Annotated in this window: 14 protein-coding genes and 1 riboswitch; of the genes, 11 read left to right on the forward strand and 3 right to left on the reverse strand. The window is 56.4% G+C overall.

Annotated features, from left to right (window positions below):
- The first annotated feature begins 76 nt into the window (after positions 1-76).
- From ACR0DG_RS20070 to ACR0DG_RS20105, 8 genes are all read left to right on the forward strand, one after another.
- Positions 77-931 carry a MurR/RpiR family transcriptional regulator gene (locus tag ACR0DG_RS20070; protein ID WP_480700132.1) on the forward strand — a complete coding sequence of 285 codons (855 nt, stop codon included), beginning with the start codon at positions 77-79 and terminating at the stop codon, positions 929-931.
- Entirely contained in the window at positions 928-2,241 is a 1,314-nt protein-coding gene (locus ACR0DG_RS20075; RefSeq protein WP_480700133.1) for a type I glutamate--ammonia ligase, read from the forward strand. The genes ACR0DG_RS20070 and ACR0DG_RS20075 overlap by 4 nt, the downstream gene beginning before the upstream one ends.
- 251 nt (positions 2,242-2,492) lie before the next feature.
- Positions 2,493-2,599: riboswitch (guanidine-I (ykkC/yxkD leader) on the forward strand.
- A 95-nt stretch (positions 2,600-2,694) separates the two neighbouring features.
- Complete coding sequence (locus ACR0DG_RS20080; protein ID WP_480700134.1) at positions 2,695-3,753, forward strand: putative urea ABC transporter substrate-binding protein; 1,059 nt, start codon at positions 2,695-2,697, stop codon at positions 3,751-3,753.
- A gap of 64 nt (positions 3,754-3,817) precedes the next feature.
- Entirely contained in the window at positions 3,818-4,630 is an 813-nt protein-coding gene (locus ACR0DG_RS20085; protein WP_480700135.1) for an ABC transporter permease, read from the forward strand.
- The gene (locus ACR0DG_RS20090) at positions 4,627-5,394 is read left to right on the forward strand and encodes an ATP-binding cassette domain-containing protein (protein ID WP_480700136.1); all 768 of its coding nucleotides are present in this window, start codon (positions 4,627-4,629) and stop codon (positions 5,392-5,394) included. The genes ACR0DG_RS20085 and ACR0DG_RS20090 overlap by 4 nt, the downstream gene beginning before the upstream one ends.
- Positions 5,395-5,405: 11 nt before the next feature.
- Complete coding sequence (locus ACR0DG_RS20095; protein ID WP_480707299.1) at positions 5,406-6,743, forward strand: agmatinase family protein; 1,338 nt, start codon at positions 5,406-5,408, stop codon at positions 6,741-6,743.
- Positions 6,733-7,185: a hypothetical protein gene (locus ACR0DG_RS20100; protein WP_480700138.1), complete on the forward strand. Its 453-nt coding sequence runs from the start codon at positions 6,733-6,735 to the stop codon at positions 7,183-7,185. Before ACR0DG_RS20095 ends, ACR0DG_RS20100 begins: the two co-directional genes overlap by 11 nt.
- The gene (locus tag ACR0DG_RS20105; RefSeq protein ID WP_480700139.1) at positions 7,182-7,337 is read left to right on the forward strand and encodes a hypothetical protein; all 156 of its coding nucleotides are present in this window, start codon (positions 7,182-7,184) and stop codon (positions 7,335-7,337) included. The genes ACR0DG_RS20100 and ACR0DG_RS20105 overlap by 4 nt, the downstream gene beginning before the upstream one ends.
- A gap of 54 nt (positions 7,338-7,391) precedes the next feature.
- On the opposite strand, the gene ACR0DG_RS20110 is transcribed toward ACR0DG_RS20105, so the two are convergent.
- Positions 7,392-7,979, reverse strand: a complete 588-nt coding sequence (locus ACR0DG_RS20110; RefSeq protein WP_480700140.1) for a VOC family protein — start codon at positions 7,977-7,979, stop codon at positions 7,392-7,394.
- Between the two features lie 242 nt (positions 7,980-8,221).
- Between ACR0DG_RS20110 and ACR0DG_RS20115 the strand changes: the two genes are divergently transcribed.
- From ACR0DG_RS20115 to ACR0DG_RS20125, 3 genes are all read left to right on the forward strand, one after another.
- On the forward strand, positions 8,222-9,925 hold the full coding sequence (locus tag ACR0DG_RS20115; RefSeq protein ID WP_480707301.1) for a sigma-54-dependent Fis family transcriptional regulator: 1,704 nt from the start codon (positions 8,222-8,224) through the stop codon (positions 9,923-9,925).
- A 146-nt stretch (positions 9,926-10,071) separates the two neighbouring features.
- A complete protein-coding gene (locus tag ACR0DG_RS20120; RefSeq protein WP_480700142.1) occupies positions 10,072-11,871 on the forward strand; it encodes an NAD(P)-binding domain-containing protein in 1,800 nt (599 codons plus the stop codon).
- A 296-nt stretch (positions 11,872-12,167) separates the two neighbouring features.
- Entirely contained in the window at positions 12,168-12,476 is a 309-nt protein-coding gene (locus ACR0DG_RS20125; protein WP_480700143.1) for a response regulator, read from the forward strand.
- A 58-nt stretch (positions 12,477-12,534) separates the two neighbouring features.
- Here the strand turns inward: ACR0DG_RS20125 and ACR0DG_RS20130 are convergent, their stop codons facing one another.
- Entirely contained in the window at positions 12,535-15,438 is a 2,904-nt protein-coding gene (locus ACR0DG_RS20130; RefSeq protein ID WP_480700144.1) for a response regulator, read from the reverse strand.
- Positions 15,386-15,574 carry a hypothetical protein gene (locus ACR0DG_RS20135; protein WP_480700145.1) on the reverse strand — a complete coding sequence of 63 codons (189 nt, stop codon included), beginning with the start codon at positions 15,572-15,574 and terminating at the stop codon, positions 15,386-15,388. The genes ACR0DG_RS20130 and ACR0DG_RS20135 overlap by 53 nt, the downstream gene beginning before the upstream one ends.
- Positions 15,575-15,963: the final 389 nt, after the last annotated feature.

The following is a 15,963-nucleotide window of genomic DNA, read 5'->3' on the forward strand; positions in this document are numbered from 1 at the left end:
ACAAGTTTTTTCAGAGTCAACAAGAAATAGATTGACTGAAATTTTCCTTCCATGCGAATTCTTCATAACAGGAGGGATGCGCTTGCTTATCAGGCAACAAATCGAAGCCAAGGCTGAAGTAATGACGGCGAGTGAGCGCAAGCTGGCCGCCGCCTTACTGAGCGACTACCCCTATGCGGGTCTGGTTTCGATCCAGGAACTTGCCCGACGCGCCGAGGTTTCGGCGCCATCAATCTCGCGGTTTGTCATCAAGATCGGCTTGGGTGGCTACCAGGAGTTCCAGCGCGCCCTGCTATCTGAATTAAAAGAGGGGGAAAGGTCCCCCACCGATCTGCATGGCGAAGGCCGCAGTGTCGACGGCGGGTTCCTGCGGGACTTTATCGCGCGTGCATCCTCACAGATGGCACTATCCGCGGAAGGCATCACCGAGGCGCAGTTTCAACGCATCTGCACCTTGCTCAGTCAGCCCAAAAGCGACGTCTACACTCTGGGTGGGCGGATCAGCGACACGATTGCCCAGCATCTGTCCTTTCATCTGCGCCAGACCCGCAGCGGCGTTTATCATCTTCCGGCCAATAACGAGGTCTGGCCAGAATACCTGCTGCGGATGAAACCGGCGGACATCCTTTTTCTGGTTGATTTCCGCCGTTATCAACCCGCGCTCGCCCGGCTGGCGGCCAGGGCGACGCAACAACGTGGGGTGCGTGTGGTTTTGATGACGGATAAATGGCTTTCTCCGATATCGCGCCATGCCGCAGAAATCTTGCCGGTTCCGATCGAAAGCGGCACACTCTGGGACACATACACAGCAGCCCTTGCGGTGACCGAAGCATTGGTGACCCGCATCGCCGAAGACAACTGGGAACAGACAAAGTCCCGCATCGAAGCCTGGGATGCCATGCGATCCCAAAATCAGGATCCTAATTCATGATGCCCAAAACGCCTTTGATCTTTGCCGCCACATCCGATCTTGCGGGTAAACTGCGCGGCAAAGCATTTCCGGCTGATCAATTGAACACCCGACTACAGCGCGGGGTCGGATGGACACCAACCAACGTGCAGATCAATTGCTTTGACGGGATTGCCGAAAGCCCGTTCGGCGCGTTGGGCGATCTGCTGTTGATCCCGGATGCGACCGCCGAGGCAAAGGTTGAACTGGGCGACCACCCCGGGCTGCACTTCCTCATGGGGGACATTGTCACGCTTGAGGGGGAACCTTGGGAATTCTGCACGCGTGGCTTGCTTAAGGCGGCACTGGAGCGACTTTACAAGGCATCCGGCGCGCGGGTGCTGGCGGCTTTTGAGCATGAGTTTCAGTTGAAGGACGCACCCCAGCGCACGAACGAGGCCTATGGGCACAAGGGTTTCAGCCTGCAGCGCGAATTGTGCGAGACGTTGATGTCTGCGATTTCGCAAGTCGGTCTGAAACCGGATTCGATCATGAAAGAGTACGGCCCGAACCAGTATGAGGTCGTGATCGGCCCCGAGATTGGCGTGCGCGCCGCCGACGCAGCCATCATGGTGCGTGAGCTAACCTATGCAACCGCAAGCGCCTATGGTGAACGGGCGACCTATACCCCAATCCGCGATGTCGCGAGTGTCGGCAACGGGGTTCATATACACATGAGCTTTGTTGACGATCAGGGGACGCCGATGACCCATGACCCGCAGGGGCCGTCTGGCATGTCCACTCTGACCAGTGCATTCGCCGCAGGGGTGCTGAAATACCTTGATGCCATCCTCGCCCTGACCGCGCCGTCCGTCATCTCATACGAACGGCTCACACCTCATCGCTGGTCGGCGGCTTATAACAATCTGGGGTTTCGGGATCGCGAAGCGTCTTTGCGTATTTGTCCGGTGACCGCCAAAGACCCCGCGTCAATTGCGCGACAGTTCAACATCGAATATCGCGCGGCGGATGCGGCGGCCTCGCCCCATCTGGCGCTTGCAGCTATTGTCATGGCCGGCACGCAGGGGATCGAAGAAAACCTGACTGCGCCGCCCCCCACAGAAGAAGATCTTTCGCTGCTCAGCCCCGCGGATCTAGCAGAAAGGGGCCTGGTGCGTTTGCCGCAAACATTGGAAGAAGCTCTGGATCGTTTTACCAACAACCCTGTTGTGACAGGCTGGCTGCCAGAGGGGTTTGCGCAGGTGTACCGCGCGCACAAAATATCTGAAATCGATAAAACTGCGGATTTGGACACCGAGGGACGTTGCCGCTTGTACGAGGAAACGTACTAACCCAAGGCGCGCTCTGTCCATTGGGCGCTATTAACAGTTTCGTTTGCGCAGTCGTGACGGGAATCGCGTGTGTTGACGGCGACGTATCAGATGTCTTGCACACTGACATTCACACGCTGCTTGGGTCCAGCCGCGCCAGAAAATCAAGCACGCCCCCCTTAAAGCGATTAATTTTTGAACACTCACACATCGGTGTTCAAAAATAAAAATGGTGCCCTTGCCAGTCACACACGCGTTGAACAGCCTTTGACGTGCAGGGTGCTTAGGGTTCCGCTGACATCGTCAGGTCAGGTCCGAGAAGCACCACCTTGTCGGCAAACTCCGATGGGGCACACGGCGGGCCAAAATCCCGGGAGGTTACTGCGCTGGTTTCGTCCGCGCCTGATCTCTTTGTTCCGCCAGCGGCACGGAAACCCACCACGATTTCGGCGGGACGTGACAACGGGGAATGACATGAAAATGACAAAGCTGATGTCCGCGACCGCCCTTGCCCTGGGTGTTCTGGCCGCGCCGCTTGCAGCGCAGGAAAAAACCGAATTCAAACTCGCCTGGTCGATCTATGTAGGCTGGATGCCCTGGGGCTATCTGGAAGACAGCGGGATCATGGACAAATGGGCCGACAAATACGGCATCGATGTCGAGATCGTGCAGTTCAATGACTATGTTGAATCGATCAACCAATACACCGCCGGTGCTTTTGACGGTGTCTCAGCCACCAATATGGACACGCTTTCGATCCCGGCCGGGGGCGGGGTGGACACCACCGCGCTGATCGTGGGGGACTATTCCAACGGCAATGACGCCGTGATCCTGAAAGGCGAAGGCAGCCTTGAGGACCTCAAGGGCAAACCTGTCAATCTGGTTGAATTGTCGGTGTCGCATTACCTGCTGGCGCGGGGTCTGGATTCCGTTGGGCTTGAGGAATCCGATCTGGCCTCGGTCATCAATACATCCGATGCCGATATGATCGCGGCCTTCGCCACTCCGGATGTTGAGGCTGTGGTGACATGGAACCCGCTTGTATCCGAGATTTTGGGCTCGAACCCAGATGCGGTGAACCTGTTCGACAGCTCCAAAATCCCCGGTGAGATTCTGGACCTGATGGTAGTCAACACCGAGACGCTGGAAGCCAACCCGTCGTTTGGAAAAGCTGTCGCCGGCGCATGGTATGAGGTCATGGCCCTGATGGCTGCGGGCGACGAAGAGGTCCTGACCGCAATGGCCGAAGCCTCAGGCACCGATCTGGAGGGCTACAAGGCGCAATTGGCCGCGACCGAGATGTTCTTTGACCCTGCCGCTGCAGTGGCGCAGGCCAGCGCAGGTGAACTGCCCGAGACCATGACCAATGTCGCGGAATTCCTGTTCGACAAGGGCATTCTGGGCGAAGGCGCACCTAGTGCAGACTTTGTTGGCATCGCCTATCCTGATGGCACAGTCACGGGTGACGAGGGCAACGTAAAGTTCCGCTTTGACACGACCTACATGCAGATGGCCGCAGACGGCGCTCTGTAATGTGATTTCGGGGCGGCCACGCCGGTCAGCCCCGATCCCCTGACGTGTCGAGGATGCCGATTTCATGCGACTGATTAATCACAAACCCGGACGCCCCGGCGCATTCATTCTGGCTGCGCTGCCTTTTGTGGTGCTGTTTGTGGCCTATGCTGTTGCATCCGACATCCGGTTGACGGCGAACCCACAGGATAAACTTTTGCCTGCGCCGTCCACCATTCTGGATACAGCACATCGGCTTTTCACCGAGCCGGACAGGCGGTCGAAAGAAATTCTGCTTTGGAACGACACCTTCGCCAGCCTTGCGCGTTTGCTGGGCGGTGTTGGAATATCGGCTTTGCTGTCGCTGGTACTGGGTCTTGCCATCGGGTTGCTGCCCTATGCGCGATCGCTTTTGTCCAGCTTCATCGCGGTGATTTCGATGGTACCGCCGCTGGCGCTGCTGCCGATCCTTTTCATCGTCTTTGGACTGGGTGAGCTATCCAAGGTTGTTCTGATTGTCATCGGCATCACGCCATTCATGACACGTGATCTGGCACAGCGGGTGATGGAGATACCGAAAGAGCAAATCGTCAAGGCACAAACGCTTGGTGCCTCGACCGCCGTGATTGCTCTGCGTGTGGCGTTGCCGCAAATCCTGCCACGGTTGATATCGAATGTGCGCCTCTCGCTGGGGTCGGCCTGGCTGTTCCTGATCGCGGCCGAAGCCGTCGCCTCGAATGTCGGGCTTGGGTACCGCATCTTTCTGGTGCGCCGTTATCTGGCGATGGATGTGATCCTGACCTACGTCATCTGGATCACCCTTCTGGCCTTTGTCATTGACTGGACGCTCAAGACCATCTCGCGGCGGGCGTTCCCATGGATGGAGGCCGGGCTATGAGTTTCGTTTCCGTCCGCAATGTCTGGCAAAGCTATGGCGGCCACTCGATCTTGGAGCGGGTGAATGTCTCGGTCGATGAGGGTGAGTTCATCTCGATCGTTGGGGCATCCGGCTGCGGCAAGTCAACCTTTCTACGCATGCTGCTGGCCGAAGAGCGCCCCTTTAAGGGCGAAATAAGCATCGACGGTGGCGATACGGCGGTCGAGCCCAATCGCGAACGCGGGGTAGTCTTCCAGAAATACTCGGTTTTCCCGCATCTGACCGTGCGCAACAACCTGATCGCCGGCGAGAGTTTCGATCGCCCCTTTGGCCGTTTACGCGGGGCCGCACGCACCGAGGCCGCCGCGCGGGCGGATGCCATGTTGGAGAGGATCGGCCTTAACCACGTGGCCGATCAGTTTCCGGCTTCTTTGTCGGGTGGCATGCAGCAGCGGCTGGCCATTGGTCAGGCGATGACGGCGCGGCCGCGCATCTTGTTGCTGGATGAACCCTTTGGTGCGTTGGACCCGGGCACCCGCCTGCAAATGCATGATTTCCTGATGGAATTGCGGGATGAAACCAACATGACCGTGTTCATGGTCACCCATGATCTGCAAGAGGGCTTCAAGCTGGGCGACCGCGTTCTGGTCTTTGACAAACCCCGTTGGGACCCCGACGACCCGGGCCTGTTCGGGGCGACGATTACCTATGATTTCGACGCCCGCAATCAGGGCATGCCGTATCAGGATATTCTCGATCAGTACCCCTCATTGGCGGGGGCCTGAACAACCGCAGCATGCGCCGCCGGGCTCCGCATGCTGCGTTCACCAAAGCCCGGAGATCCCCCGCCCAAGGCGGGACACTGATTTGGGAGACACCGTTGTTTTCAGATCCAAAGCGCACGCAGTCCCATCACCCGATGGACCTGCGCCACCACCTTGAACGCCGCGAAAAACGCCAGCATCACCCGGACCTGACCAAACTGGCCGGATGGAAGGCGATGCAGAAAGAGGCCGACCTGCCGGAAGGCCGCTGGGACGAGGAACGCCGCTGGGCCCTGCGCATGGGCCTGACCGGGGCCGACAGCATCGAGGACAAGTCGATCCCCACTTTCGCGCGGGGCGAGCTGCCGCATTTCGCAGGCATCAACACCTTCCTCAAGGCCCCCTATGCCGAAGACGTGCTGGAGGTCGCCGATTATGACGCAACCGTGCTGGGTATCCCGTTCGACGGCGGCACTACCTATCGCCCCGGCACGCGCTTTGGGCCGCAGGGGGTGCGCAAGATCTCGGCGCTTTATACGCCGTATAACTATGAGATCGGCGTCGATCTGCGCGAGCAGATGACGCTGTGCGATGCGGGCGACGTGTTCACCATCCCGGCCAATATCGAGAAAAGTTTTGATCAGATTAGCCGTGCGGTCAGCCATGTGTTCAGCTCGGGCTCACTGCCGATCATGATCGGGGGCGATCACTCGATCGGCTTCCCCTGTGTGCGCGGGATCGCCGAATGCACGTCGAAAAAGATCGGGATCGTCCACTTTGACCGCCACGCGGATATTCAGGAAAAAGACCTAGACGAGCGGATGCACACAACCCCGTGGTTCCACTCGACCAACCTGCCCAATGTGCCGGCCAAGAACCTTGTGCAGATTGGCATCGGTGGCTGGCAGGTCCCGCGTGAGGCCGTAAAGGTCGCCCGCGAGCGCGAAACAAACATCATCACCATGGGCGATATGGAGAAGATGGGCGTCGACAAGACTATCGAGATGGCGCTTGAGATGGCGTGGGATGGGGTCGACATGGTTTACATGTCCTTCGACATCGACAGCATTGATTGCGGCTTTGTCCCTGGCACCGGCTGGCCCGAACCCGGCGGGTTCCTCCCGCGTGAGGCGCTGGCGCTGGCCTCGGGCATCGCTGCCGAAGGTATCTGTGGCATGGAACTGGTCGAGGTTTCGCCACCCTATGACACCTCGGACATCACCGCGCTGATGGGCACTCGTGTGATCGTGGATGTTCTGGGCGCGCTGGTGTCGAACGGCAAGATGGGCGCGCACAAGCAGTTCATCGACAAGCCTGTTGCCATCCCCCACGGCGAATTCGAAGGGCGGAGGTGGTCCAATGCCACATGACCACCCGCACCACCACCATGACCACGACCATTCCCACCACGGGCATGGTCACAATCATGCACATGGCGATCATCTGCACAGCCACATGCATCACGAGGATGAGGCGGCGGACCTGCAGGTTCTGGCCACGCAATTCATCGATGGTTTTCTGCAGGCCAGTGACAAGACCAGCTACCTGAAACTGGCAGGCGTCCCCTTTGAACGCCCGTCCAAGGATGGCGCCAAGGCCCTGAAACTGATCGACGTCGAATTGAAGACCGAATGGCAGGTCGGCACCGCCTCGCCTTCATTCGGGTCCCGCGAACTCAGCTATCTGCCCTTTCCGGGGCAGATGGTTCAGGAACGCACCAACATGTCGCTGATTTATGTGTCGATGGATGAAAAATCCGTTCTGGACATTCGCGATTTTCTTCACCAGCGCAAACAGGAGATAGAAGCATGAAGACCGTTCAACTCACGCTGGCGGCGATGGTCGCAGCAACACCAGCATTGGCCCACTCGGATACCGCATTCCACACACATGGAAGCGAAACTTTCCTAGTTCTGGCGGGTCTGGCCGTGATCGCCCTGGTCGCGTATCGCTCAAAAGGCTAACCAAAAGCTTGTGGCGCAGTCTGCTTTCAACTGCGCCACATCTGTACCCGTGATTTATTCCTCGGTCTGGTCGCCGATATCGTGATGACCTTCCTCACATTCCCACTGAATGCCGTAACGATCGACAAAATAGAAATAACGGATTCCACTGATGATATCTGCAGTGCGCTGTTTCTCGGCCGCGTCAGCCTCGGCCGTTGGATCAAAAAACTTGAAATGATGAGGTTCGGTTTTGCTGATCCGTTCGGGGCGATAGGTGTCTGATGCGGTGATCATGGCCGTGTCGGGCATAGATTGGACATGCGCAAAGGCTTGATCAATCTGCGATACCTTAACCGCAATATGCCCAACGCGCCGTTGATCGGTTGTTGCAAGGTCAAAACGCAGGGTTTGACCAGCAGGAGAATGGTACTCCATCAATTCAATCGTCAATGCGTTGGATGGCAGGCCAAGGAAGGCGATTGAGACCTCGATCTCTTGCCAATTTTCTAAGAACCCGGCGCTTTTGGCGAAACCTTCGTTTTTGAAACGCGGAAATATCTGTAAAGGCGTCGCGTTCAGCAGCCTTTGGTAATAGGCGATGGCGTCGTCCATATTGTCGACGTTGATGCAGACATGACTCAGGCCGGTGATGTTGATCACGATGCTCTCCTGATTGTGGTGGACCTGACACGATACTGATCCAAGCGGAGTGCGTTTTCCAGATTATTGATCCGCGCGTCCGCCGGTCCCGTTGAGATCAAGCGCGCAACAAGGCGAATTCCCGCAGCCAGCGCCAATAAACTTGCCCGTAGGCGCGAATCTGACTCCGTGCTAATTTGCAGGCCGTATAGCGGGAAAGAGAGTTGTTGGATCGCCAGCATTCACATGAGATAGATCGTGTATTGAATGGCTTCGACACGGGGCGTGATCGCCTTGTTGCCGATAGCTGGCAGCGCTGTGTCGAAACATACGGCATGGACCCCACACAACAGGAACCAGCGCATATCCTGCCTGAAAACCAGTTTCGTGAGCATCTTGAACAGTCCGAGCGGCTAATCGCAACGGCGCGATCTGGTTTGCAATCACTGTTTGCGCAAGTGGCCGGGCAGAATTACGTTCTGTTGCTCGCCGATGCCGAAGGCGTCTGTGTGGACTTTTTTGGCGACCGACGCTTTGAAGATGAATTGCGGGATGCGGGGCTTTACCTGGGGTTCAAGTGGACCGAAGACCTTGCGGGTACAAACGGTGTTGGGTCCTGTCTGGTAACCGGAAAGCCGGTCACAATTCATCAGGGCGATCATTTCTCGGTGACGCATACACCTCTGTCCTGCACGGCTGCTCCGATTTTCGACACCAAGGGGGGGCTTGCCGCGGTCCTTGATGTGTCGCTGCTGCGCGGGCCATCACCCAAGGCCTCGCAAAATCTTGCCATGACGTTGGTGACGAATTCGGCGCGGCGGGTCGAAATGGCAAATCTGATGGCCTCTACACGCCGGGATTGGGTGTTGCGTTTCTCTGCCAGCCCCGAGTTCCTTGAGGTCGATCCCGAAGCTGCAGTCGCGGTCGATGGTAGCGGCACAATTATCGGCATGACATCGGCTGCGCGTACCGCATTGGATCCCGATGGGGCAGGGCAGCTTATAGGCTCTCAATTACAGGACTGGCTTGAAGTTGGCATAGATGACATGCCGGAATTCATGCGCGGTCGCCCGTCTGAAGATCGCGTCTTACGTCTTAAAGACGGGCGCGCCCTATACGGTCATGCCGTGGCCCCGCAGACACCGCAGATGACCGCCGCGCTGCGCAAGCGCGAACAGGTATTACCGGGGGCTTTGGGCAGTTTCGCTGGACCAGATGCAGATCTGCGGCAGTTGCTGAACAAGGCCGCACGGTTAGCGCCCACCAACTTGCCGCTTTTACTGACGGGGGAAAGCGGGACGGGAAAAACAAAGCTGGCGCGCGCCATTCATATGGCTGATCCGACCAGACGTGATTTCCACACCGTGGTTTGTTGCGACACCGACACCTTCGATTTTTGCGACACGCTTGATGCCGGGACACTGTTTCTGCGCGGCATCGAAGACCTAGGCGATCCGGCGCAGGCGTCCCTGTTGGCGGTGTTGGAGCGTCGCGCAGACCTTCGCATCATCGCGTCCTGCAGGCATGCCCCCGCCGGGCTGCAAAACAAACTGCGCAGCGACCTGCTGCACCGCATTGCAGGCGCAACCCTTGCCCTTCCGCCTTTGCGTCACCGGGCAGACTTGGATTGGCTGATCGACCGTCTGCTGCGGCGCTTTGCAAGCCATGACATTCGTTTGTCCACAGCCGCGCGCGCAGAACTCAAGTCCCGCAGGTGGAGTGGAAACATCCGCGAGCTGGAACATGTTCTTCAAAGCACTATCGCCCTTTGCGAAGACAACATCATTGATCTGACAGATCTGCCCGCCCCGGTTTTGACCATCGGGCAAGAGCAGGAAACAGATGATCTGGACGCCCTTCTGGTGGCCTGCGATTGGAACATGTCGCAAGTTGCGCGCCGCCTTGGTGTCAACCGCTCGACAGTTCTGCGTCGTGTGCGCAAAGCCGGGCTGAGACCACCTGCGTAAAGCATATCTGACCTGTTGCACCCTTGTTGCGCGCGCAACAAGATGGGCTGTTTTTGGCATCCCACGGCAGGTCGACAGGCAATTCCCCTTGCCCCAAGGAATGCGGATTTGTCAGCCTTCTATCCCGTGGAGATAGGGAGGATACCATGCTCGACACGACACTCTCAGACCAGGTTCAGGCGTTTTTGGACAGCTTTGGAGCGGCACTGTCCAAAGGCGATATCGACGCCGCATGCAAAATGTTCGATGACGATTGCTATTGGCGCGATCTGGTCACCTTTACGTGGAACATCAAAACCGTCGAGGGCAAGGAACAGGTGGCCGACATGCTATCGCACCAACTTGCCACGACCAAACCCAGCGATTGGAAGATCGCAGAGGGCGAAATCCCCACCGAAGATGGCGGTGTAACAACCGCCTGGATCGAGTTTGAAACCGAAGTGGCCCGAGGTTATGGGCTGATCCGCCTCAAGGGCGACAAAATCTGGACTTTGCTTACCACTATGGTCGAGCTGAAAGGTCACGAAGAACCAAAAGGTCCCAACCGCCCGCTTGGCGCCAAACACGGTGCCGGCAAGCATCGCACCACTTGGGCCGAAGAGCGTGCGCAGGAAGAGGCCCAGCTGGGTTATGAAACACAACCCTATTGCGTCATCATTGGCGGCGGTCAGGGCGGTATTGCCATGGGCGCGCGGCTCCGCCAGTTGGGTGTGCCCACGATCATCGTGGAACGCAATGAACGCCCCGGCGACAGCTGGCGTAATCGCTACAAGTCTTTGTGTCTGCATGACCCGGTCTGGTACGACCACCTGCCATATATCAAGTTCCCCGAAAACTGGCCGGTCTTCTCACCCAAGGACAAAATCGGCGATTGGCTCGAGATGTACACCAAAGTCATGGAGCTGAACTATTGGACACGCACAACCGCCAAATCCGCCACGTTTGACGAGGCCAAAGGCGAATGGACCATTGTCGTGGATCGCGACGGTGAAGAGGTCTTTCTGAAACCCAAGCAGTTGGTCATGGCCACCGGGATGTCTGGCAAGAAACGCATGCCTGATTTCCCCGGAATGGACAAGTTCAAGGGCGAACAGGTGCATTCCTCAGAACATGAAGGGCCAGACAAATGGGCGGGTAAGAAAGTCGTTGTTGTCGGGTCCAACAACTCGGCCCACGATATCTGCGCGGCTTTGTGGGAGAACGACGCCGACGTCACGATGGTGCAGCGCTCGTCAACGCACATCGTTCGTTCTGACAGCCTGATGGAGATCGGGTTGGGCGATCTCTATTCCGAGCGCGCAGTGCGTTCTGGTGTGACAACCGAAAAAGCAGACCTGATCTTCGCGTCACTGCCATATCGTATTCTGCACGAATTCCAGATCCCCGCTTATGCGGCCATGAAAGAGCAGGATAAGGAGTTTTACGAAGGGCTGGAAAAAGCCGGATTCTGGCTGGATTGGGGAGACGACGACAGCGGGTTATTCATGAAATACCTACGGCGTGGCTCGGGGTATTACATCGACATTGGCGCCAGTCAGCTGATCATCGATGGTGAAATCAAGCTAAAGCGTGGTCAGGTCACGTCGCTGGACGAAACAGGTGTGATCCTGGATGACGGAACACATCTGGACGCCGATCTTGTGGTTTATGCGACCGGATACAACTCGATGAACGGTTGGGTCGCTGATCTGATGGGGCAAGAGATGGCAGACCAGCTTGGAAAATGCTGGGGTCTGGGCTCTGACACGACCAAAGACCCCGGGCCTTGGGAAGGCGAGCAGAGAAACATGTGGAAGCCGACGCAGGTTCCAAATCTGTGGATGCATGGCGGCAACCTGCATCAGTCCCGGCATTATTCACAATTCTTGTCGCTGCAGATCAAAGCCCGGATGGAGGGTATCCCCACACCTGTCTACGGTCTTCAGCAGGTCTACCACCTGAGCTAAGTCCGCCCTTCTTGAACGGACCCTCAACTGTCGCAGTGGGGGTCCGTTTTTCATGACCACCAGTTCGCGCCTTGGAAAACCCCTGCCAGATCTGCCTGCAAAAATTGATTGGTGAAAATATGTACAGATCGGTAAGGTTCAGTTGATCCAGCGGCGGGGATGGTGGCTGGAACAAAAAACGACGAGTTTTCTGGACTGCTCGTCGCTTTAACGCTCAAATAAATGGGGTGGGGGTTTTGGCAAAAGTTCTGTTGGTCGAAGATAATGAAATGAACCGCGATATGCTGTCGTGACGTTTGGCGCGCAAGGGCTTCCAAGTCGTCGTCGCGCAAGACGGGCTAGAAGGCGTCTCGATGGCGGAAAGCGAGACACCGGACATCATTTTGATGGATATGAGTTTACCTGAAATTGATGGATGGGAGGCAACGCGCCGTATCAAGGCCGCGCCCGAGACGACCTCAATTCCAGTGGTTGCCCTAACGGCGCATGCAATGGCCAGCGATCGCGACAAAGCACTGGAGGCCGGCTGCGATGACTTTGACACCAAGCCGGTTGAGCTTAGCCGCCTGCTGGAAAAGATGGCGAAACTGCTGCCAGCGTCCTAAAGCCACATGACCTGCGCGTTTTGGTTTTGAAATCAGCCAGACGTTTGTCGCGGGCAGTCTAGTCGCCTCTGGACCGGGCAGTGGGTAGGATACTATTCAGCTTGCTGAGGATCGTTTCGATTTCATCGCCGTCCTTGCTGATAAGTGTCTGGACCGACCCGCTCAACCGCGCTCGGTCGTCGTTTGACAGGGTTTTGGCGGTGACAACGATGACAGGAATGTCCTGCCATTCGGGATTTTTTCGCATGCGCGCCAAAAACTCAAAGCCATCCATTTCCGGCATCATGAGATCCAGTAAAATGACATCCGGCGTCGAGTTGGACAGGTTTTGCAAGGCATTCAACCCGTTTACCGCCTGTTCGATCTGCCATCCTTCCTTTTTGAGGACGCGGCAGATCAGTTCGCGCGTAGCTGCCTGATCTTCGACAACCAAGACCCGCGGGCTGGGCAGGGTAGGGCAGTGCTCCTTTAAGGCGTTCAACAACTCTATGGTGTCGATGGGTTTGCCAAGGTAATCACTTGCGCCCAATGAAAATCCGCGGCTTCGGTCTTCTGCGAAGGTCAGCATGATCACCGGTATGTCCGCAAGTTCAGGATCCTCTTTCAACTTGGACAGGACGGCCCAACCATCAATTTCGGGCATGAATACGTCCAGCGTGATGGCATCCGGGCGCGTTTTGCGAGCAAGATGCAGCGCGTCTTCACCCTTGGTCGACGCGATTACCCGGTATCCTTCGCGGCGCAGTCGGCGACCCAAAAGATCATGTACGGTCGGGTCATCGTCCACCAAAAGGACCAAAGGCGCATTGGGATTGCTGTTTGAATCCTCGTCCGCAAGCAACTTGTCATGCCGCAAGTCCAAGGACGGGTCGTGACAGACGGTCGGCAAGCGTATTGTGAAGGTCGACCCTTCACCAAGCGTGCTGGTGCATCGGATATCGCCGCCCAATTGCTCGCAAAATACTTTCGTGATCGACAGCCCAAGACCCGTTCCACCGTAATTTCGGGTGGTTGAAGAGTCTGCCTGTGTGAACGCTTCGAAGACTTTATCGACTTGTTCAGGGGACATGCCGATACCTTGATCGGCAACCGAAAACACAACCTGATCCGTCTCGTTTGACCGCTGAACCAACAACCGGACAGTTGCATTTTCTGTGAATTTACAAGCATTTGAAAGCAGGTTGAGTAACGCCTGGCGTACTTTGGTCAAGTCACAGACCATTTCACCGATTTCGTCGGGGCATTCTATCTCAAGCGTATTGCTGTTCTTTTCGGCCAATGGTTGCGCAGTTGCGCTGACATCTTTGATCATCCGGCCAATATCAAAAGCTTCGAGGTTGAACTCCATTTTGCCGGCTTCGATCTTGGAAAGATCCAGCACGTCGTTGATCAGCGACAGCAAGTGTTTGCCGGAGGATTGAATCTTGCTCAAATCGCTCAGGTTCGACTGATCGCTTTGCTCGACCGCTTCCTCGAGCATCAGCTCGCTATATCCGATGATCGCATTCAAAGGCGTGCGCAGCTCGTGGCTCATATTGGCGAGAAACGTGCTTTCGGTTTTGTTGGCGGTTTCAGCGATTTCCTTTGCCAACCGCAATTCGCTTTCGACCTGTTTCTGCGCGGTGATGTCCCGGCCATAGATATTGGCATAGCCGGCCTCTGGGACCGGCCAAAGCAACAGCGCGTAAACCCGGCCGCCAGCCTCATAATCAAAGTCCTGGCGCTGATCTTCTTGCAGCCCTTTTGACACGCGGTTTCGCCAACCTGTTCCAACGCGGCTACCGATTTTCAACAGCAACGCTTCGATCAATGGCGTGCTTGCCTTGTTGGCGAACATGAGTTGCCCGTCGCCCGCAATGCGCAAAACCGGGTTCGGGTTTTCCTCGGGAATGCGCGCCAGCTCTCGCATTCGATTTTCCGCGTGTTTTAACTGCGTGACATCACGCCCATAAAGGTTGATATGCTTGGCATCCGGCACGGGCCAAAGCAACAAGGCAAAAACCAGTCCATTGGCGAGACATTCAAAGTCTTGTCGCTTGTTTTCCTGCAATCCCTTTTTGACGCGCGCCATCCATTCGTCGGTAACAGCTGCCCCAACCTTCAAACCCAATGCGTCCAGCATCGGATCACTGGCCTTATTGGCAAAAAGCAAGTTACCGTCGTTGTGGATGCACATAACCGGGTTCGGGTTTTCCTCAGGGATTTGCGCAAGCTCGGCATTGCGGGCTTCGACCTTCTTCAGATCGCTTACGTCACTATAGATCGCCACAGTCCCGTTGTCGCGGGTCCTGCGTTCGCTGATCTTTATCCAACCGCAAGAAGCCCGGCTTTGCATCTGGCTGCTTTGGGGGTTTTGGTGGCGCTCCAAGCGTTGCGCCAGCCACTCTTCTTCGCGACCGATCGCATCCGCAATTACGTTCAGAGACAGAGCTTTTCGAACGACTTGTTCAAACGTCATTCCGGGTTTGACCAGATCTTCTTGTCCCGGATACAACATCTGTCGGTAAGTCCGGTTCGCCAGTACCAATCGGTCATCGGAGTCGTATAGGGCAAAGCCTTCCGGGATAGTGTTGATTGCGTCGACTATGCGTTCTGATGCAGCTTTTTCCATCTGCTTTTCGCGCATGGCTGCGCCGCAAAAGGCAACGGCGCGCATGGCAAAGTTGACGTCATCTTTCGCGAAACCGCCGGAATGATTGGTGTGAAAAGTAACGGCCCCGACAACCTGTCCGAAAGATTTTAGCGGCAGCGCCATCGACGATGACGGGGCACTGGCGCCATCTGAAATCAGCTGCGGTTGGCCCGTCCGCAGAGTCTCACCAACGAAGTTATGTTGTACGGAAGTCTGCGTGTCGCTCCAGCTTAGCTGAGTGTTTTTCGAATCTGAAACGGAACCTTCCAGATAAAAATCACCAACTGCGCCCAGCAAAGCAAAGCTGCATTCGTCGAATGTCCAAAACATGTCCCAACCGATCGACAACCGCACAAAGCAGATGCTCTGGGGTAGGTGCGTCAGAGGTCAGTGACGCGATCTCTTCAATCAGCTTCCATTCTGTCCCATCTGGTTCTGACGCATGACCATTGCCGGGTCGGTTCATTTTTGACCTCCAGTTGTCGAAACCCAGGCGTTCCGAATGCGCAATTCGCGGGCTTCTTGACTGAGGATAAGTTGAAAGGAATTGCCGCAGTAAAACAAGGTTGTTTCGCGACGGTCGTCCAGGTGTGTACTAATGTGCTTTCATAGCGGGGAGTCACAACAGGACAGCAACTAAGGTAATTTGGACCACGGAACGCGGGCTAACAAAGACCGCGCTTGTATTCCAAAGGACGTTATTATTTAACATAACTATGATTACACTAAATTTTACGCCGTACGGCCCGACATTGAAACGCCGCCCGGTTTGGGCGGCGTTTGTTGTTTTATTGCTGTTTTGGCTTTGGGTTATTCGGCGGCTTGTGTGGCGCCTTCGCCCTGCTTGTCGCGCAG

Source organism: Ruegeria sp. BG8 (assembly GCF_056538325.1).